This window comes from Microbacterium sp. 2FI, assembly GCF_005502885.1.
In the GTDB taxonomy this organism is placed as follows: Bacteria; Actinomycetota; Actinomycetes; order Actinomycetales; family Microbacteriaceae; genus Microbacterium.
Map to the genome: position 1 here is coordinate 106,664 of NZ_SCMR01000005.1, position 19,011 is coordinate 125,674.

The window sequence follows — 19,011 nt, forward strand, 5'->3', positions numbered from 1 at the left end:
GCGCCGATACGCGGTCGCTCACGCGACCCGGCACTATGGCAGTTTCACGGCGGTGGCGAGGGCGCGGTTTTCCTGTCGCGCAGCGGACTTGACTCTGCGCGCGCAATCGTCGTGGCACCCGTGATGACGGCCACCCGGTGACCTGTTGAATCAGGCACGATTGGGATCCTTCGGTGGGGCGGATGGGTCGGTGGTGAGTCTGGGCTGCTCTGCCGTGAGTGGTGTGGCCACCCAGCTGCGGAGGAGATCCAGGGCGTCGGCGGAAGGGCTGCCGATCTCGGCGAGGTAGGTGGCGAGCCGGATGTCCGGGGCGGACTGGGTCGTGAGGGTCTGGTAGCTGAGCGTCATGTCGCCGACGATCGGGTGGTTGATGCGTTTGGTGCCGGTGGTGTGGGTGCGGACGGTGTGGCTGCCCCACCAGGTGCGGAACTCGGTGCTGCGGGTGGCGAGCTCGCCGACGAGAGCGGCCAGTTGACGGTCGCTGGGGTCGTGGCCGGCGAGGAGGCGCATCGCCGACACCGACTCACGCGCGACGGTATCCCAGTCCGGGTAGAAGTCTCGGGACCGGGGGTCGAGGAAGAGATAGCGGGCGGTGTTGACCGGCGGGGCGTCGGTGGGGAAGAGATGTGGGAACAGCGCGCGGCCGAGGGTGTTCGAGCCGAGGGGATCGCCGAGCTTGGACAGAGCGACGGCGGGTACGTCCCGCATGGTCTCGATCAGCTGCGCGAGTTGACGGGAGAGTCGCGCGACGGGCTTGGACCGCGAGGGTCGGCGTGTGCCGGTGGCGTTGCGGGCGAGGTCGAACAGGTGCTCGGATTCAGCGTCGTTCAGCTGCAGCGCGTTGACGAGCGCGTAGAGGACGCTGTCAGAGACCCCGCCGAGATCGCCGCGTTCCATGCGGGTGTAATAGGCGGTGCTGACCCCTGCGAGCTGGGCGACTTCTTCGCGGCGCAGACCGGGGACCCGGCGTTCGCCGCCGAACGTTGTGAGCCCAGCCTTCTCGGGGGAGATTCGGCCGCGGAGCGCGGTGAGGAACTCCTGTACCTCGTGCCTGGTGTCCATGCATCCGACGCTAGACCCGCCTGGCCCACGGGTGAGAGTCCCTGGCGGTTACCCCCACGGAGGCGTAGTGCAGCATGTGTTGGGGGTGAATGCCAGGGACTCTCACCCCTCGAGGCATCGTGCATACCGTGGAACCATGACTACTCCGAACCTCACCCTGAACAACGGCGTCGAGATCCCCGCGATCGGCCTCGGCGTCTTCCAGACACCACCCGACGAGACCGTGGCTGCGGTGGCCGCGGCGCTGCAGGCCGGGTACCGACACATCGACACTGCTGCCGCGTACGGCAACGAGCGCGAGGTCGGTCAGGGCATCCGCGAGTCTGGTGTCGATCGTTCCGAGATCTTCATCGAGACGAAGGTGTGGATCAGTGATTACGGCTACGAGGAGACCCTGCACGCGTTCGACAAGAGCGCCGGCAAACTCGGCGTCGACGAGATCGACCTGCTGATTCTGCACCAGGCGTTGCCGTCCGCGTTCGAGAAGACGATCGGCGCGTACAAGGCGCTGGAGAAGCTTCTCGCCGATGGGAAGGTCAGTGCGATCGGTGTCAGCAACTTCATGCCCGAGCACCTCACCCAGCTGCTCGAGCAGACCGATATCGTGCCGTCGGTGAACCAGATCGAGCTGCACCCGTACTTCCAGCAGAAGGAGCTCGTCGCGCTCCACACGGAGCACGGAATCACGACGCAGGCCTGGTCCCCGATCGGGGGAATCACGTCCTACCGGGAGTCGGCGAAGCGCAGCTTCGATGAGCCGGTGATCCTCGCGATCGGTGAGAAGTACGGCAAGTCTGCCGCCCAGGTCATGCTCCGCTGGCATATCCAGAACGGCGTGCAAGTGATCCCGAAGTCCACGAAGTCAGAGCGGATCACGGAAAACTTCGACGTCTTCGACTTCGAGCTCACCGCTGAGGAGATCGCGCAGCTCGACGCGCTCGACACCGGCGTCCGCGGCGGGCCCGAGCCTGAGGTCATCACCCTCGAAACGTTCGGACGCGCCATCCCCGAAGCGTGAAACCGGCGCGGGTATGAGCCGCCATCCCGCGCTCACACCCGCGCGATCACGGCCAGAAGCGACGCGCTCATGGACCGACGCGACTTCCTCATCACGACAGGCCTGCTGGGTGCCGGCCTGCTCGCCAGCACCCTCGCCGCCTGCACCCCCAGCCCGGAGGCTGCCATGCCCACCGAATCTCCGCCCACACCGGCCACGGTCCCCACCCCCGCCGCGGCCCCGACCTCGACGAACCGCGTGCTCCTGGCCTACTTCTCCCGGCCGGGCGAGAACTACTACTACGGCGACCGCATCGCTCTCGAAACGGGCAACACCCAAGTCGTCGCCGAGATGATCGCCGCCACCGCCAGCGTCGACATCTACCGGATCGAAGCCGCGGACCCGTACCCGGAGGACTACGAGGCGACAGTGGCCCGCAACGTGCAAGAGGAAAACGTAGACGCCCGACCCGCCATCGCGAACCCCCTGCCGGACCTCACCCCGTACGACACCGTGCTCCTGGGTAGCCCGGTCTGGAACGTGCAGACCCCGATGATCATGCGCACCTTCGTGGAGAGCACGGACCTTGCCGGGAAAACGATCCACCCCTTCGTGACCTACGCCGTCAGCGGCATCGGCCGCGTCGAAAATGACTACGCCGAACTCTGCCCGGACTCCACCCTGGGCGAGAGCCTCGCAGTCCAAGGCGAACAAGCGACAGAGGCCGGTGCTGACGTCGCCGCCTGGATACGCCGTATCGGTCTGTGAACCACCACCCCGCTGGCACTTTGACTTTCGAACTGAAGGACCAATAGACATGACCATCTGGACCACCGAAGACTTGGCAGCGATCGACTCTGCCACCGAGCTGCTCATCTCCACGCGCCGTCCAGACGGAACACTCAGATCCCCGATCCCCATCTGGCACACCACCCTGGGCGACGCCCTCTACATCCGCTCAGCAAGAGGACCCGAGAACGGGTGGTTCCGTCGGGCAGTGGCCTCCGGCACCGGTCAGATCTCCGCAGGCGGAGTCACGAAAGACGTCTCCTTCGAACTAGCCGACCGCGCCGTGCGGCACGCCCTGACCGCCAAACTCCACCAGAAATACGACCGGTTCGGGGCGGCGCCGATCGCGGCGATCACCGGACCCGATGTGCTGCAGACCACACTCAAAGTCCTCCCTGCCGACGGCCACTGACCCCATGACAGTCAAAGGACACCACCCGATGGAATACACCCGCCTCGGCCGCTCCGGCCTCCGCGTCAGCCGCATCGCGCTGGGCTGTATGAGCTTCGGCGACCCCACTACCGGCTTCCAGCAGTGGACCCTGCCGCAAGACGAAGCGCTGCCCTACTTCCGGCAAGCACTCGACCTCGGAATCAACTTCTGGGACACCGCCAACGTCTACTCGTACGGCGACTCCGAACGCGTCGTCGGAGAAGCGCTCCGGCGGTTCACTCAACGCGACGAGATCGTGGTGGCCACGAAAGTGTTCATCAAGGTCGGCGACGGACCGGGCGACAGCGGCCTGTCGCGCAAAGCGATCATGCAGCAGATCGACGCGTCCCTCACCCGACTCGGAACCGACTACATCGACCTCTACCAGATCCACCGTTTCGACCCGAACACCCCGGTGGAAGAAACCATGGAAGCCCTCCACGACCTGGTGAAGGCCGGGAAGGTCCGCTACCTCGGCGCATCTGCCATGTGGGCGTGGCAATTCGCCAAGATGCAGACCGCAGCCGACGTCCGCGGGTGGACCCGGTTCATCTCCATGCAGGACCAGTACTCGTTGCTCTACCGCGAAGAAGAACGCGAGATGTTCGGACTCCTCGCCGACCAAGGCGTCGGCAGCGTCCCCTACAGTCCGCTCGCCAAGGGACGCGTCGCCCGACCCGCCGGCGAGCAGACGAAGCGATCCTCCGACGACCTTGTCGGCAACAGCTTCTTCGCCGACACCGAACGCGACCGCCCCGTGATCGATGCCGTCGAGCAGGTCGCGACGTCGCGGGACGTGCCGATGGCCCAGGTCGCTCTCGCATGGGTTCTCACCAACCCGGTCGTAACGGCACCCATCATCGGCGCCACCAAGCCGCACCACCTAACAGATGCCGCGGCTGCCGTGGGACTCAAACTCACGCCTGAGGAGCTCACAGCTCTCGAGGAGCACTACAGCGTTCGTGCGGCGGGGGGCTTCTGAGAGGCGTCAGTTGTCCCGCGTTGCCGGCCATGCTCTCGCGCCCGGCCGGCATCGCGCCGCTATCATCGGCGGCGTGACCGATGCCGACCTCGCCGCCACCTTCCTTTCCATCGGCGCAGAGTATGAGCGGTCCCGTCCCGGCTTTCCTGTCGAGATCGCTGCCGCCGTAGCGCCCGACCGGGTCAAGAGGGTCCTTGATCTGGGAGCGGGAACCGGCAAGTTGACCGAACGCCTGATCTCCCGAGCCGATGAGGTGATCGCGGTCGAGCCTTCGGAACCGATGCTCGCCCAGCTGCGTCGCAAGCTCCCGCAGGTGAGAGCACTCATCGGCACTGCCGAGGCGATCCCGCTCCCCGATGCCGTTTGCGATCTCGTCACCGTGGCCCAGGCGTATCACTGGTTCGAGCCGGAGGCCGCCTCGCGTGAGATCCGACGCGTCCTCGCCCCCGACGGCCGGCTCGCACTGATCTGGAACGGCCCCGACCCCCGATGCGCGTGGGACTCCGACGCGCACAGGATTGCGCACCCCGCCGAAGACGACGACGACGCCGATGCCCAAGCGCTCCCGGTCCTCGATGTCCCCGGCTTCACACAGGTCGGCAGCATCCGCGTCTCCTGGATCGAAGAGATCTCACGCCGGACCTACCTCGACCGCTGGCTGACCGTGAGCACCTTCCTCGCCGCCACCGAGCGGGCGCGCACAACAATGATCGGCCAGGTCGAAGCAGTGCTCGACGCGCACCCCGACACCTGTCAGAAGGACACACTCCAGTTGCCGCACGTCACTGATGCGCTCGTCTACGAAGCCGGCACCTGACGCGTGATCGGGACTCGAGCGTCGAGGTCGGTCACTCCTCGCGGCTGCGAGGAGGGGCAATGCGGCTGGACTCCCACCAGCGCCACCCGCGCCGGCGGGTAGGGCCGGACGCGCCCGATGGCGCCGGCGGTCGCTGTGGGATCTGCTCCGGAGGTCGTGCGGGCCGCGGGAGGTGGTTCGTCGGAGCGACGCCGGCATCGACCGAGGCGATGGTCTCGAGATCGAGGTCTTCGTGCAGCGTCGGCTCGATGTGGACGACGAATCCGTCGCAGCCAATGAGCGTTCGGGCCCCGTCCGGCCAGCTTTCCAGGGCTACGCAATCCTCGAAGCGGACCGTGGTCCGACCATCCGCGCTCCGCATCATGACCCCGTCGTCGCCGATGACCAGCTCGGCGTCCGCTTGATCGAGGCGGGGGAAGGAGCGACCGGTGATCTCGGCGGTCGAGCAGGTGGGGAGGGCGGCGAATCCTGCCCAGTCCAGGGCGCCCTCCGGGATCTGGATGAGGGCGTCATCCCACACCGCCTGCGCCACGGCGGTGAGGTCCGCGATCGTCACCGCATCGCCCTCCCGCTGCAACTCGGCGGCATCCCGGCGCTCGCCACCGATCAGCTCGTTCATTGCGATCCCCGGAAGCATCGCGGCGTCGATGAACGGGTCGTCGAGCGCGAGCCGGGCGGCTTCTTTGCTCGCGAGTAGGTCGTTCGCATCGACCGCTCCGCCGCGGAGAGCGGCCAGAACATCGACCATCCCTCCCACGACCGCCGCCTGCGCGTCCTCGAGCGCGTCGGCGTACATCGTGACGCGCGCCGAATCCGCGCCGATGGGCTCGTACTCGCATTGAGCCGCGTACGAGTAGCCACCTTCGTCCCGCAGCACCCGGAACAGCGCGCGGGAGGCCACCTTCGCGAACAGCGATGCGGCGGCCGACCGGGGGACGACGGCGTCCAGCAGTACGCCGCCCGGATTGCCGCGGCAGAACGCCGGGGTGCTGATGAGGAGGTCTGTCCAGACCGGCACCGGCCGCCGCGGCCCTGGGGGAAGCCGGAGGTCGAGGTCCGGCGGGACTCCCGCGCCGGTGATCCACATCACGGCGTTGCCGATGACGAACCACTCGCTCACCCAGTCGCGAACATCGTCGACGGTGATCGCACTGAGGCCGAACCCTGCGAAGCCCGCCAGGCCCGGGCCGCGGGCGCCGTAGCGCTCCAGACGATGCCGGTCGAGGGCGCCGAAGCTTCGGCCGGCGGCTTCCGTGCGCAGGATCTCCTTCTCCACCTCCATCCGCCCCAGCGGCATCTCGCGCAGTGCGGCGCACGTCCCACTCAGTGCGGCCACGACCTCGGCCTCGGTGCCGGTTGCGTGGAAGTGTGTGATCGATTCGCCCGTCGACGCGTTGTGGTGCCCGCTCACGTCGTGACGGCCGTGAAGGGCGAGATGCTCGACCAGATGGGTGATGCCTGCCCGGGCGAGCGGCTCGTCCGACCAGCCGACGCGGAAGAGGAGACCCCCGCTGACCGGTCCGGGACGGTGGGCGAACAGCACCGGCACACCGTTCACGACACCGGATCCCGTGCCTGCGTCGGCGCCGAGGCTCATCTCGGCGCCTCCTGCGGGCCGAGTACCTCTTCCGCCACGATGCGCAGGGCATGCGGACCGGCGATGGCGTGGTCCCACGGAAAGGCACTCGCCCTGCCGTCGAGTGCACGGAGGTGTACTGCGGCATCAGCGCGCTCTCCGGCCAACCACAGTGCGAGTGCGAAGGCGCTCTGCGCCTGGATTCCGAGAGGGCTCGGCACGTGCGAGGGATGCAGAACCGACCGTGCGGCAGCATCTCGGATCTCGACGAGCACCGCAGGCTGGGCGAGGATCGCGGCACCGGCCTCACCGCGACCGGCTTCCATCCAGCGTTCCAGATGGTAGAAGGCGACCAGCGCTCCGGAGTCGGCTCCGTCTGGCGCTTCCTCGATCGCCCTCAGCGCGAAGGCGTGCGCGGTGCGATTGTCGCCGTGCCACCGGGGCGACAGGTAGATCAGAGTGTCGCGCTGCCCGGGAAAGTGGTGCGGGAAGACCGCGTTCAACTGCCGGTAGCGCCGGATCGCCTCGGACTGCCCGACTTCCAGGCCCCGGGCGGTGAGGATGCGGGCCGCCCAGGCCGGTGCGTAGGCCGGTTCGTGCGCGCAGACAGCGGTGAGCAGTCGCTCCGCGCGGATGAGCCACTCGCGGAAGGCATCGAACTCCTCTGCGGATGTCTCGGAGGCGTCAGCGTGGCCGCGCGCCGACCACCCCAGGACAATCCACCGTGCCGCCAGCGCGGTGCGTGCACGAGCCGACGCGGGGTGCGCCTCGGCCGCATCCTCGAGGAACGACTCGACGCCGTCTTCGTCGGCGAGAAGCTCCATCGCGTACGACTCCTGGTCGGCAGGCAGAGCGCTCAGCGCTTCCTCGGCCCCCGGCCAGTCGCGGCGCCCCACCGCGTCCGCGAGGGCGGAGAACTCGGGAACCGATCCGAGCCGGTCATAGGCATCGGCGACGCTGTCGTCAGTCCCGGGGTTCATCGTCGTCCTCTCGTGCCGTCGGCTGCGGCGGCGGTGCCGGTCACGCTAACAGCGCGGCACCCGACGGAAACAGGGGTTGCGCTCAGCACCGAAAACCGCATATGCGGGTACCGGTCAAGAAAGTGACCCGGCGTGAATCACGCAGTGACAGCGAAGGGCCGCGATCCCATGAAACCGGGATCGCGGCCCTCCGCGTGTTGTCAGATCACCGTCACGGCACCATCGTGATCCGGTTCATGGGTCCGGGGCCTTGCGGGCCGGCGGCGAGGTACGAGGCCAACGAGTCGACGTCGAAGCCCGGCGCCGTCGTGCGACCGGTGGCGACGGTGAGTTTGGTGAACCCGTCGCCCCCGTTCGCGAGGAAGTCGTTGGTGCTCACGCGATACGTCCCGGCAGAGTCGATCGGCGTGCCGTTGAGCCGGATGTCGCTGACGCGACTGCCCAGCGGCCCGGACGCAGAGTACGTGTAGGTGAACCCGGCGGACACCTGCAGGATCTTCGTCGTCGGCTGGCCGGCATAGCCTGCCCACTGCTGCTCGAGCACCTCCTTCAGCTGAGCTCCGGTGAGCGACACCGTGACGACCAGATTGTTGAACGGCTGAACCGCGAAGACCTCGCCATACGTCACGGCTCCGGCGGGCTCGCCGCCCGGGGAGTTCGCGAAGACTAGGTTGGCTCGGATGCCGCCCGGATTCATCAGCGCGAGATCGGAGCCGGGCGTGTAGGCGACCATGCCGTCCGCGATGACATCGCCCAGCGCGCTCTCGCCCGCCGTGTTGTTGTCGCGGGTGATGTCGGCGGAGATCGAGCCGACCACGCGGTTGGCCAGCGGGGCGACCGCGCTGCGGTACTTGTCGGCGATGACCTTGGCATCGGCGTCGATCGTGGCGGGGTTGCGGACGTACACGCCCGGCGAGGTCGTCGCCCAGGTGCCGTCGGGGTTCTTGACCCCGTTCTCGACGATGATGTTCTTCGCTTCAGCCGCGACGATCTTCTTGCTCTGCTTGTCGATCGTGATGCCGATGTCCGTCAGGATCGTCCCGTTGGTTCCCGCGCTCGTCACGACGGTGTTGCCGCCCGACGAGTTCGGCAGCGCGCAGGCGTAGGGCCGGTGGGTGTGGCCACTGACAACGACGCCGTACGCCGGGTCCAGCTGCGACACGATTCCGGTCACGGCGCCCGAGAAGCCGGTGCAACCGCTCAGATCGGTCTGGTTGGCCTGCTGGCCGCCCTCGTGCAGCAGGAGGACGATCGACCGCACGCCGTGGCTCTTGCGCAGCTCTGTGGCGTATCGGTTGGCCGTCTCGGCCTCGTCGAGGAACGTGACATTCGTGATCCCGGCCGGGTTCACGATGCCCGGCGTGCCCTCGAGCGTCATCCCCACGAAGGCGATCTTCACGCCGCCGATCTTCTCGATCGTGTACGGCGCGAGGATCGGAAGATCGGTGTCGTTGTCGACGACGTTCGCGGCGAGGATCGGGAAGTCGGCGCCTTCGAACCCGTCGCCGTCCAGACAGCCGTCGACCGGGTGGCAGCCGCCATCCTGCAGGCGGAGCAGCTCGTCCACGCCTTCGTCGAACTCGTGGTTGCCCACGCTCGTGACGTCGAGGCCGAGGGAGTTCATCTCCTCCACCGTCGGCTCGTCGTGGAAAGCGGCGCTCACCAGGGGGCTCGCGCCCACGAGATCGCCCGCGGCCACCGTGAAGCTGTGGGGCGACTCCAACTCCTGCTGTGCCCGCAGCGCCTTGACGGCGGTCGCGAGGTACTCGACGCCGCCGGCCGGGGTGCCGTTGACGAGACCTCCGCTGCCGGTCGGCGGATCGATCGCACCGTGGAAGTCGTTGAAAGCGATCAGGTTGACGGTCACGATCTGCGACTTCGGCGGCGGCCCCTTGGCCTCTGCTGCAGCGGCACCGGTGAGCACCAGTGCCAAGGCTGCGACGGCGGCGGCGACGCTATGACGCGTGCGAACGATTGACATGGAGGCTCTCCTCTGTCGGGTCTGAGTACCAGCAACATTGCCCACATCCGACCGTTTTGGGAAGAGTCACTTTCGCGGCTCTCGAAGTCGCGACCCTGGCGACGCGAACGGGACATGCCGCTAGCATTGCGGTAATCCAACGGCCTCACCTCGCCGCCGCAGCGACCGGACAACCCGACCAGTCCGCCTACTCGCACAGGGTCGCTCAGAGGCACGATGCACCGCTGTGCTGAACGAGAGCGCTCCGCCCGAAGGAGTGCTCGGAAGGACCTGCTCCACATGTCGCGCACCCGACGACCGATCCACCGCCGGTTCCGCCGCGCGGTGGCAGCCGCCACCGCAATGCTTCTCATCGGTTCCGGCGCAGCCGCGCTCGACACGTCGCTCGCGGCGCCGGCCCACGCCGCCTACCCCGACTCGTTCAACCCGTTCGCGATGAACGGCGGCTTCACCGTCTACGCGCGCGAGAACGCCCTCCTGCAGAACCAAGAGGTCGAGGGCAGTGTCGCCGTCGGCGACACGGCGACGGTGCAGGGCTCGAGCGGCACCTATTCGATCATCCACGTGGCGGCCGGCACCGGCGACTACACGCTCCCGACGGTCGACGGCGACCCCACGCGCTTCCTCGTCGGCAGCTACAGCCCGTCGAGCACCGGCATCCTCGCCATCACGAGTGCGGGCACGAACGAGCCCACGCTCTGGGGCGATCTGAAGATGGTCGAGCGCGACGGACCGTGGCAGTCCTTCGCCCGCGCTGACTGGATCCGACTCAACACGAACCCGGCGAACGTCGACCAGACCCCTCTCATCGACGCGACCCACCAGCGGTACCCCGCCGACTCCACCCCGCCGACCGGGCCGGCGGGCGGCAACAGCATCTACACCGCAGACACCTCGACCACGGCCGTCGCCGACTACGTCGAAGCCAATGCCGAAGCGTCGTACGAAGCGGCGGCGGACTGCCTCGACGGCATCGCCGCCGGGGTCGGGTACCCCGTCGGGGTGGCGGAGGATGCCGGTGCACGCGTCGTGCTCGAGCCGCTCAGCCCCGACCGGCCGAACGTCGTCGACTACACCGACATCGCCGGGACCGCCCTCATCCAGTTCTCTCCCGGTCCGACTCCCGGCGTGGCCAACCCGCTCATCATCCGTGTGCCCGCAGGCACGACCGAGGTGATCGGAGCTCGCGTCGACCCGCAGGGCACGTACTCGCCCTACACCTTCTGGGATCTCTCCGAACTCACCGGCCCCGTCTCGGTAACCGCCGCAGAAGGCGGTCGGATCGACGGCTCGATCTACGCGCCGACCGCCGACGTCACGGTCACTGCGGCGCCCCTCGACGGCCAGGTGCTGGGCCAGAACGTGACGATCAGGGGCGGCGAGGTGCACACCTTCCTCTTCGCCGGCCAGCTGACGTGCGACGCCGACAGCGGCACATTCGCCGTCAGCAAGAGCCTGGAGGGGATCGACCCCGCTGACCTCCCCCCGGGGACGACCTTCACGGTCAACTACACCGCGACCGACCCCGAGGGCGTGGTGGCGACGGGCACCCTCGAGGTTGCCGCAGACGGAACCCCCGCGCCCGCGGGCGAGGAATTCCCCATCGGCACCGTGATCGAGTTCGAAGAGGTCGAGCCTGCGAGCGTGCCCGGCTATGCGTGGGGCACGCCGACGATCACACCGAACCCCCTGACGGTCGGCGCGGGGACGGCGGAGATCGTCGTGGCGAACACGGCGACCACGCAGGTCGGGTCCTTCAGCATCTCCAAGACGATCGAAGACCTCTCGAGTGGCGACGGCGGCGCACCGTCGCAGGCCACCGTGCCTGTCGACTGGGTGGCGCTGTACGCGGGCGAGGAGATCGGGTCCGGCCGGCTGGACGTGCCCTTCGACGGCACTCCGCTGGATGTCGGTGAGGACTTCCCCTTGGGGACGCGCATCGTCCTCACCGAGGACCTCTCGGGGATCGACCCTCCGCCCGGATACGAATGGTCCGGCGTCGCGTGGAATCCCGGGAGGACGTTCGTGATCGGCGAAGACGGCGCCGTCGTGGCCGTGACCCTCACGAACGCGATCGTCCCCACAGACCTCGACCGCACCGTGACGATCGTCAAGTCGGCCGACGGCGAAGCCGCTGATTCCGCCTACGCGTACGCCGTCAGCTACAACACCGACCCGTCCCCCGAACGAACCACCCGCCCGCTGCCGCTCGGGGATCCCGAACTTCTCGACGACCTCGAGACGGATGCCGACACGCTGGAGCTCGCCGAGCTCGTGCCCACGCTCAACGGCGTGCCCGTCGACCCTGCGGGGTGGGCGCTCCCCGTCATCACGGTGACCGTCGATGGTGAGACCGAGACCTTCACCCCGGAGAACTTCGAGGGCGCGGGTCCGCTCGAGACCGCCATCGTGGAGATCCCCCTGCCCGAGTCCGGCGACATCGAGATCGAGGTCGCCAACGCCGTGCTCGAGGGCACGTTCGAGCTGTCGAAGCGGTTCGAGGGAATCTCCCTCGACGATGTTCCCGAGGCGACCGAGTTCACGGTCGTCTGGACCGCGACGACGCCGTCGGGTGATGCGCAGCGCGGGGTGCTCCGCGTTCCCGCCGACGGTACACCGAAGAGCCCTCTCGATGCCGACGGAGCCCCCCGCACGTTCCCATACGGCACCGTGATCACCTTCGAAGAGCTCCAGCCGCCGCGTCTGCGCCAGGTCGACTGGACCACCACGACCTTCGACCCCGATGAGCTCGTGATCGGGGCCGCGGGCGCGTCGGTGGTCTCCGGGTCGATGGTCAACAGCGCCGTCCTCCTCACCGGCACCTTCGAGGTGGCCAAGGCCCTCGAGGGCATCGATGCCGACCAGCTGCTCATCGACTCGCTCACGATCGACTACGTCGGATGGGAGCCGGGCGGGGTCGAGACCTCCGGCACTTTCGAGATCCCCACCGACGGCACGCCCGCCGGTCCGGTCGACGAGGCCGGCCAACCGCTGCAGTTCCCGATCGGCACGATCCTGCGACTCACGGAGGATGAAGCTAACCTGGCGGCCCTCCCTCCCGGCTACGAGTGGGCCGAGACGACATGGGATCCCGGGAACACGGTAATCGTGCGCCGGGGCGAGCCGACGCTGCTGACCGTCACGAACACGGTCGAGCAGTTCACGCGCTTCGCCGTGACGAAGACCGTCGAGGGCGACGGCGCCTCGGCCGTCCCGGCCGGCACCACGTTCCCAGCCGATTGGTGGTGGGACTACGAGCCCCAGACGCCGGTCGTCCTCGAGCCCGAGGTCGAACTGCTCTCGCCATGGTTCCCCGTCGGCTCGATCATCGAAGCCCGCGAGAGCGCGCTGCCCGACATCCCCGGTGTGGACTGGGGCACGCCGGTGTGGGTCGTCGACGGCCAGGCGCTCACGCCTGATCAGGACGGCAAGGTCGTGCTCCCCATGACCTCGACCCGCGATGACGGCGTCGTCGAGCTGACACTCGCCAACACCGCCGAGACGCGTGATCTGCCGGCCACCGGCGGCACCGGCACGTCACCGGTGGTCCCAGGCGCGGCTCTCGCGATGATCGTCGCCGGCCTCGCACTGCTGGTCGCCCGACGCCGCTCGCGAACCGCGACCGGCAGCTGACGCCGAGCACGGCATGAGCGCCGGGGGTCTGGGGTGGCACCCAGACTCCCCGGCGGCCGTCAGTTTCGGGCTGGACGGCGTGAATGAACCGTCGTCTGGGGATTCGACGGTCCCTCCCCCGTGGAAGAGATGCCGCGCACCCCGATTCATTACGCGAGTGTGCTCAGGCGATGCGCGTTCCCGGTGGCATGCGTCGCGCGGGAGTCCGCGTGCGCAGCCATGCCCACCACATCAGCACCGCCGCGAGCAGCACCTGCAGCGCGAGCCCGATGAACCAGCTCGCGGCGCTCGCCGCGACGATCTCCTCGGGCGTCGGCGGAAAGTCCTCGGGCGGCGGAGTGCAGTCGTCCCACGTGTGCTCGAGAACAGGCGGCTGCTGAGCTCCGCGCACGCCGACCTTGATGTTGCCGAACAGGTCGACCGGGTAGCCGTTCGCGTCGAACTGCGCCGGCGTCGCGTCGGCGAGGATCACGAACGGGTTGGCCGCGAGGATCCACCACACCCGGTCGAAGCGCGGCACCTCATACGTGTCGGTCTGCCACTCGCCGCATTCGATCGGGATGTCGGGGTCGCAGGGATAGTCGTCGCTCGACACCTCTCCCGGCATGCAGGGGAAGGAATCACCCTCGTACGCGTAGTCGTACGACCGGTAGGTGCTGGTGGCTTCCGAGCGGAACGAGTACCCCAGCAGCGCGAAGGCGATGAGCGTGCCGATCACGAGCGCGGCGACGACGAGATAGGTCGCGGCGACCGAGAAGAGCGGACGGGCCAGGATGCCGCTGAGGGCCACTCCGATCGCGGCGATCACCCCGACCTCGACGATCAGCACCGCCAGCGACACGAAGATCGTCGCGGCGTCGGTGCCGCCGGCGAGCGTCGCGATGATGAGGAACGGCACCGACACTGCGACGAAGGCGAGCCCTGTCACCCATGCCGCGAGGAACTTGCCGAACAGGATCTCGCCGGTCGTCGCGAGCGTCACCTGCACGGGCGCGAGGGTCGCGGCATCCCGATCGCCGTTGATCGCGTTGCCGCTGAGCGTGGGCGAGACGAGCACTACGAGCAGCAACGTGATGTAGACGATCGTGGAGTAGATGCCCGAGCCCGATTCGGCCATCGAGCCCCATGCCATGAACGAGAACATCGTCACGAGCACGAGGATCGCGGCGAACACGCCGAGCAGCACGTACCACGCGACCGTGCGGGTGCGCTGGGTCAGTTCGAGTCGCACGATGGTGCCGAGGCGCTGGGCGTTCACGACGTCGCCTCCTGTCCATCGGGTCGAGGTTCGGGATCGGGATCGGGTTCGGGGTTGGGGTCGGATGCCGCACCTGAGGCGCCGAGATCGAGGAAGGTCCGCTCGAGACTCCCCTGCGCGGCGGCGAACTCGGCGACCGGGAGCTCTGCCGCAACGAGCGCGCGGAGCGCTCCGGCGGCTGCCTCGTCGGAGTCGAAGGCGACGATCGCGTCGCGCCGATCGGTGCCGACGCCGGCGGGGTCGACCCCGAGGGCGGCCGCGATGCGCACTGCCGCATCCGTCGCCTCGAGACCCGCGAGCCGCACCCGCCACGGCCGCGCGCGCAGCGCCGCAGCGGCGATCCGATCGCTGTCGACGGTCTCGCCGGCGACCAGGAACACCGCATCGTCGACGACCTCTTCGAGTTCCGACAGGATGTGGCTCGACACGAGCACCGTGCGGCCTTCCGCGGCAAGGCGGCGCAGCAGCCCGCGCAGATCGATCCGCGCCTGCGGGTCGAGGCCAGACGCCGGCTCGTCCAGCAGCAGCACCTGCGGCTCGTGGACGAGCGCGCGGGCGAGCCCCAGCCGCTGCTTCTGACCGCGCGAGAGCACACGCGCCGGCGAACCGGCGAGATCCCACAGCCCCACGTCGGCCAGCAGCACGTCGGCCCGCGCGAGGGCCTCGGGCTTGCTCATGCCGTAGAGCCGCCCGGTCACGACCAGGGTCTCGCGCGAGGTGAGCGCGCCCCACGCGCCGAGGGCATCCGGCATCCAACCGAGCATCCGCCGCACTCCCTGCGGGTCGACGAGCGGGTCGATGCCGTTGATGCGGATCTCGCCCGCGTCGGGGGCGAGCAGCGACGACAGCATGAGCAGCAGCGTCGTCTTCCCCGAGCCGTTCGGGCCGACAAGGCCGGTCACACGGCCGGGATGGGCTTCGAGAGTCACATTGCGCACTGCGTGCACGTCGCCGAAGGAGCGGCGCACACCGAAGGCGACGATGCCGGGGGAGGTCATCTTCCACACCCTAGAGGTCGAGCTTCGAGCAGCGGATGCCGCCACGCCACGTCGCGCACGTTCGCGCCGCCCTCAGCGGCGGAAGAACGCGACCCCGAGATCGGCATGGTCGACGAAGACGCCGTCGATGCCGGCATCGCGCAGCACGGCCCACTCCGACTCGTAGTCGCCGAACGATCCCGGACTGCCCGCGCCGCGGAACTCCCGCACGAGGAACGCGTTCTCGGGTCGCGCGGTCCAGGTGAAGACGCGGAGGCCGCGCTCGTGAGCGTCGGCGACGAGCCGTGTCGGCCCCGTCGCACGGCCGAGCTTGTCGGGGGCGAGGATCATGCGCTTGTCGACGCTGATCCCGTCGACCTGCCCGACGAGCGCGTCCAGGCCCGCGGGCGCGGCGGTCTGACGGTAGGTCGGGGCGGCCTTGCCACGAGCGGCGACGAGATCGAACGGACGCCCGGCCGCCTCGAGCAGGTAGATGTAGGACGCCGGGATGCCACGGTCCTGCAGCGCGTACAGCACGGTCGATTCGAACGACTCGATCGTCAGCGGCAGCCGGCCCTCCGCCCACCCGGCTTCGCGCAGTTCGGCGGCGACCAGGCCTGCCACATCCCACCCGAGCGCTGAGAAATAGGTCGCGTGCTTGATCTCGAGCACGACCCCGATCTCGCGCCCCTGCGCGAGCGACCCCTCGCGCACGAGGTCGAGCACGTCGCGCAGGCGCAGCACCGGCTGCTCGTCGTCGAAGCTCGCACTCGTGGTCCGCAGCTTCGGCAGCCGCTCGCGGCACCGCAGCGTCGACAGTTCGTCCCACGTGAAGTCCTCGGTGAACCAGCCGGTGAGCTCCGCACCGTCGATCGTCTTCGTCGTGCGGCGCTCGTGGAACTCGGCGCGGTCTGCGACGTCGGTCGTCCCCGAGATCTCGTTCTCGTGGCGAACCACCAGCACACCATCACGGGTGACGACGACATCGGGCTCGACGGCGTCCACCCCCATCTCGAGGGCGAGGTCGTACGACGAGCGGGAGTGCTCCGGACGATAGCCGGGCGCACCGCGGTGACCGATCACGAGCGGGCTGCGGCGAGGCATCGTCTCAGGGTACCCGCGGCCGGCTGCGGCGGTGTGGCGCGGCATCCGCTCAAAGAGGTCTCCCAGCCCCGGAATGCCGCGGTATGCGGCGTGTCGGTTACTGTTGACCCCACAGCACAGTGCTGTGACAACCACGACCTTGGAGTGTGAGAGCAGTGGCCCTCAACAACCCCGCGTTCAACAACCCGGCGTTCCAGGACCCGCGCGCCGTTCAGACCTATCCCGGCGGCTCGCAGGCCGCAGGAATCGGCGGGCAGACGCAGTTCGCGACCACGCAGAGCGCGGCGACGGATGCAGCCGCCCAGGCCCAGCTCGAGGGCATGTACGCCGCCCCCGCAGCCGGCGCCATCGAGACCGACCGGATGACGGTCGAAGACACCGTCTGGAAGACCGTCGGCCTCTTCGCGATCCTGCTCGTGACCGCCGTCGCCGGCTGGATCTGGACCCTGGCACCGGTCAGCGTCGCGAACCCGTCCCCGACCATGATGCCGTGGATCATCGGCGGCATCGGCGGCTTCGTCATGGCGATGGTCGTCATCTTCGGCTCGCGCAAGAAGATCCGCCCGGCGCTCATCTTCGGCTACGCGGCGTTCGAGGGCCTCTTCGTCGGCGGCATCTCGGCGTTCTTCGAGTTCCTCTACCCCGGCATCGTCATGCAGGCCACCCTCGCGACGCTCGCGGTGGTCGGCGTGACCCTCGCCCTCTTCGCGAGCGGCAAGGTGCGCGCGTCGAAGAAGGCCACGAAGATCTTCATGATCGCGATGATCGGCTACCTGGTCTTCTCGCTGCTGAACCTCGTGCTCATGTGGACGAACATCATCCCGGCCGACATGGCGTTCGGCCTGCACAGCTACAAGCTGTTCGGCTGGCTGCCGCTCGGCGTCGTGATCGGCGTCCTCGTCGTGATCATGGCGGCGTACTCGCTGGTGCTCGACTTCGACCAGGTGCAGCAGGGTGTGCGCAACGGCGCTCCGCGTCAGTTCGCGTGGCTCGCGGCGTTCGGCATCATGGTGACGGTCATCTGGCTGTACGTCGAGATCCTGCGCATCCTCGCGATCGTCCGCGGCAGCAACTAGCACTTTCTCGCGAAGGGGCCGTCCGGTGGGCGGCCCCTTCGTCGTTCCCGGGCGGCGGGTCTGGTCGCGGCATCCGCTCGTGGGTAGCGTGGATGAGATGAGCCCCGCGAAGCCCACCGGCGAGATCCTCGAGATCGATGGCCACGAGGTGCGCATCTCGAGCCCGACGAAGGTCGTCTTCCCCGAGCCCGGACTCACCAAGCTCGACGTCGTGCGGTACTACCTGGCGGTCTCGTCCGGCGCGCTGCGGGGTGCGGCGGGACGCCCGATGGTGCTCAAGCGCTTCGTCAAGGGCATCGACCAGGAGGCGTTCTTCCAGAAGCGGGTTCCCGAGAACCGCCCCGACTTCGTCGAGAGCGCGACGCTGCACTACGCCCGGGGCACGTCCGCCGAAGAGGCGGTGATCCGGGATGCCGCCGGCCTCGCGTGGATCGTCAACCTCGGCTGCCTCGACCTCAACCCCCACCCGGTGCGGGCGGAAGACCTCGATCACCCCGACGAACTGCGCATCGACCTCGACCCCATGCCGGGCGTCGACTGGCAGCAGATCGTCGACGTCGCCTTCGTCGTGCGCGACGTGCTCGACGACGTCGGGCTCGTCGGGTGGCCGAAGACGAGCGGCTCACGCGGCCTGCACATCCTGGTGCGGATCGCGCCGGAGTGGGACTTCCGCCAGGTGCGGCTCGCCGCCGAGACACTCGCGCGCGAGGTCGAGAACCGCGCCCCGGGGCTCGCGACGGCCCGGTGGTGGAAGGAGGAGCGCGGCGAGAGCGTGTTCGTCGACTTCAACCAGAACGCGAAGGACCGCACCGTCGCCTCCGCGTACTCGATCCGACCCCTGCCCGATGCCCGGGTGTCGACGCCTATGGAGTGGGACGAGGTGCGCTCGCGGCGGCCGGAGGAGTTCACGGTGCTGACGGTTCCTGACCGGTTCGCCGAGATCGGCGACCCGCACGACGGCATCGACGACGCGGTCGGCACCCTCGACGGGCTGCTGCGGCTCGCGGACGAGCTCGGTCCCGCCGAGAAGCCGCCGCGCGCGGGGACGGCCGACGGCCGCCGCCAGTCCACGATGCCGCTCATCGAGGTCGCCCGCACCCAGACCAAGCCCCAGGCCGTCGCGGCTCTCGAGCAGTGGAAGGTGCAGCATCCGTCCGCCGCCGCCCAGTTGCACCCCGCAGACGAGCTCGTCGACGGCATGCGCGGGTCGAGCTCGCTGTGGTACCGCGTGCGGGTGAACCTGCAGCACGTGCCCGAGCCCGAGCGCCCGCCCCAGGAGGAGCTGCTGGCCGACTACGACCCCTGGGCCGGAAAGGTGTGGCCGGGGCGTCCGACCGGTTGACGGC

Annotated in this window: 15 protein-coding genes; 8 read left to right on the forward strand and 7 right to left on the reverse strand. The window is 68.7% G+C overall.

Going from position 1 to position 19,011, the window contains the following annotated elements:
- Positions 1 to 150 precede the first annotated feature (150 nt).
- Complete coding sequence (locus FFS15_RS06680) at positions 151 to 1,062, reverse strand: helix-turn-helix transcriptional regulator (protein ID WP_137844234.1); 912 nt, start codon at positions 1,060 to 1,062, stop codon at positions 151 to 153.
- Between the two features lie 136 nt (positions 1,063 to 1,198).
- Here FFS15_RS06680 and FFS15_RS06685 point away from each other — a divergent pair, with 136 nt between their 5' ends.
- From FFS15_RS06685 to FFS15_RS06705, 5 genes are all read left to right on the forward strand, one after another.
- Positions 1,199 to 2,080: an aldo/keto reductase gene (locus FFS15_RS06685; protein ID WP_137844235.1), complete on the forward strand. Its 882-nt coding sequence runs from the start codon at positions 1,199 to 1,201 to the stop codon at positions 2,078 to 2,080.
- 69 nt (positions 2,081 to 2,149) lie between these two features.
- On the forward strand, positions 2,150 to 2,827 hold the full coding sequence (locus FFS15_RS06690) for a flavodoxin (protein WP_137844236.1): 678 nt from the start codon (positions 2,150 to 2,152) through the stop codon (positions 2,825 to 2,827).
- Positions 2,828 to 2,876: 49 nt separating this feature from the next.
- The gene (locus FFS15_RS06695) at positions 2,877 to 3,260 is read left to right on the forward strand and encodes a DUF2255 family protein (RefSeq protein ID WP_137844237.1); all 384 of its coding nucleotides are present in this window, start codon (positions 2,877 to 2,879) and stop codon (positions 3,258 to 3,260) included.
- A gap of 28 nt (positions 3,261 to 3,288) precedes the next feature.
- Complete coding sequence (locus tag FFS15_RS06700; RefSeq protein ID WP_137844238.1) at positions 3,289 to 4,263, forward strand: aldo/keto reductase; 975 nt, start codon at positions 3,289 to 3,291, stop codon at positions 4,261 to 4,263.
- A gap of 73 nt (positions 4,264 to 4,336) precedes the next feature.
- Positions 4,337 to 5,080, forward strand: coding sequence for a class I SAM-dependent methyltransferase (locus tag FFS15_RS06705; protein ID WP_171013109.1), 744 nt, complete (start codon positions 4,337 to 4,339; stop codon positions 5,078 to 5,080).
- 31 nt (positions 5,081 to 5,111) lie between these two features.
- Here the strand turns inward: FFS15_RS06705 and FFS15_RS06710 are convergent, their stop codons facing one another.
- The 3 genes from FFS15_RS06710 to FFS15_RS06720 all read right to left on the reverse strand — a co-directional run bounded on the left by FFS15_RS06710 (position 5,112) and on the right by FFS15_RS06720 (position 9,617).
- Positions 5,112 to 6,677, reverse strand: a complete 1,566-nt coding sequence (locus FFS15_RS06710; protein WP_137844240.1) for an insulinase family protein — start codon at positions 6,675 to 6,677, stop codon at positions 5,112 to 5,114.
- Entirely contained in the window at positions 6,674 to 7,636 is a 963-nt protein-coding gene (locus FFS15_RS06715) for a hypothetical protein (RefSeq protein WP_137844241.1), read from the reverse strand. The genes FFS15_RS06710 and FFS15_RS06715 overlap by 4 nt, the downstream gene beginning before the upstream one ends.
- A gap of 211 nt (positions 7,637 to 7,847) precedes the next feature.
- Positions 7,848 to 9,617 (reverse strand): bifunctional metallophosphatase/5'-nucleotidase, encoded by a 1,770-nt coding sequence (locus FFS15_RS06720; RefSeq protein WP_137844242.1) that lies wholly within the window; start codon positions 9,615 to 9,617, stop codon positions 7,848 to 7,850.
- A gap of 279 nt (positions 9,618 to 9,896) precedes the next feature.
- Between FFS15_RS06720 and FFS15_RS06725 the strand changes: the two genes are divergently transcribed.
- Complete coding sequence (locus FFS15_RS06725) at positions 9,897 to 13,250, forward strand: DUF5979 domain-containing protein (RefSeq protein ID WP_171013110.1); 3,354 nt, start codon at positions 9,897 to 9,899, stop codon at positions 13,248 to 13,250.
- A 163-nt stretch (positions 13,251 to 13,413) separates the two neighbouring features.
- On the opposite strand, the gene FFS15_RS06730 is transcribed toward FFS15_RS06725, so the two are convergent.
- The 3 genes from FFS15_RS06730 to FFS15_RS06740 form a co-directional block, all read right to left on the reverse strand.
- On the reverse strand, positions 13,414 to 14,508 hold the full coding sequence (locus tag FFS15_RS06730) for an ABC transporter permease (RefSeq protein ID WP_137844244.1): 1,095 nt from the start codon (positions 14,506 to 14,508) through the stop codon (positions 13,414 to 13,416).
- Positions 14,505 to 15,506, reverse strand: coding sequence for an ABC transporter ATP-binding protein (locus FFS15_RS06735; RefSeq protein WP_137844245.1), 1,002 nt, complete (start codon positions 15,504 to 15,506; stop codon positions 14,505 to 14,507). The genes FFS15_RS06730 and FFS15_RS06735 overlap by 4 nt, the downstream gene beginning before the upstream one ends.
- A gap of 72 nt (positions 15,507 to 15,578) precedes the next feature.
- Positions 15,579 to 16,589, reverse strand: coding sequence for a glycerophosphodiester phosphodiesterase family protein (locus FFS15_RS06740; RefSeq protein ID WP_137844246.1), 1,011 nt, complete (start codon positions 16,587 to 16,589; stop codon positions 15,579 to 15,581).
- 155 nt (positions 16,590 to 16,744) lie between these two features.
- On the opposite strand from FFS15_RS06740, the gene FFS15_RS06745 reads away from it, so the two are divergent.
- Positions 16,745 to 17,665: a Bax inhibitor-1/YccA family protein gene (locus FFS15_RS06745; RefSeq protein WP_137844247.1), complete on the forward strand. Its 921-nt coding sequence runs from the start codon at positions 16,745 to 16,747 to the stop codon at positions 17,663 to 17,665.
- A 97-nt stretch (positions 17,666 to 17,762) separates the two neighbouring features.
- Positions 17,763 to 19,007 carry a non-homologous end-joining DNA ligase gene (gene ligD / locus FFS15_RS06750; RefSeq protein ID WP_137844248.1) on the forward strand — a complete coding sequence of 415 codons (1,245 nt, stop codon included), beginning with the start codon at positions 17,763 to 17,765 and terminating at the stop codon, positions 19,005 to 19,007.
- The last annotated feature ends 4 nt before the right edge of the window (positions 19,008 to 19,011 follow it).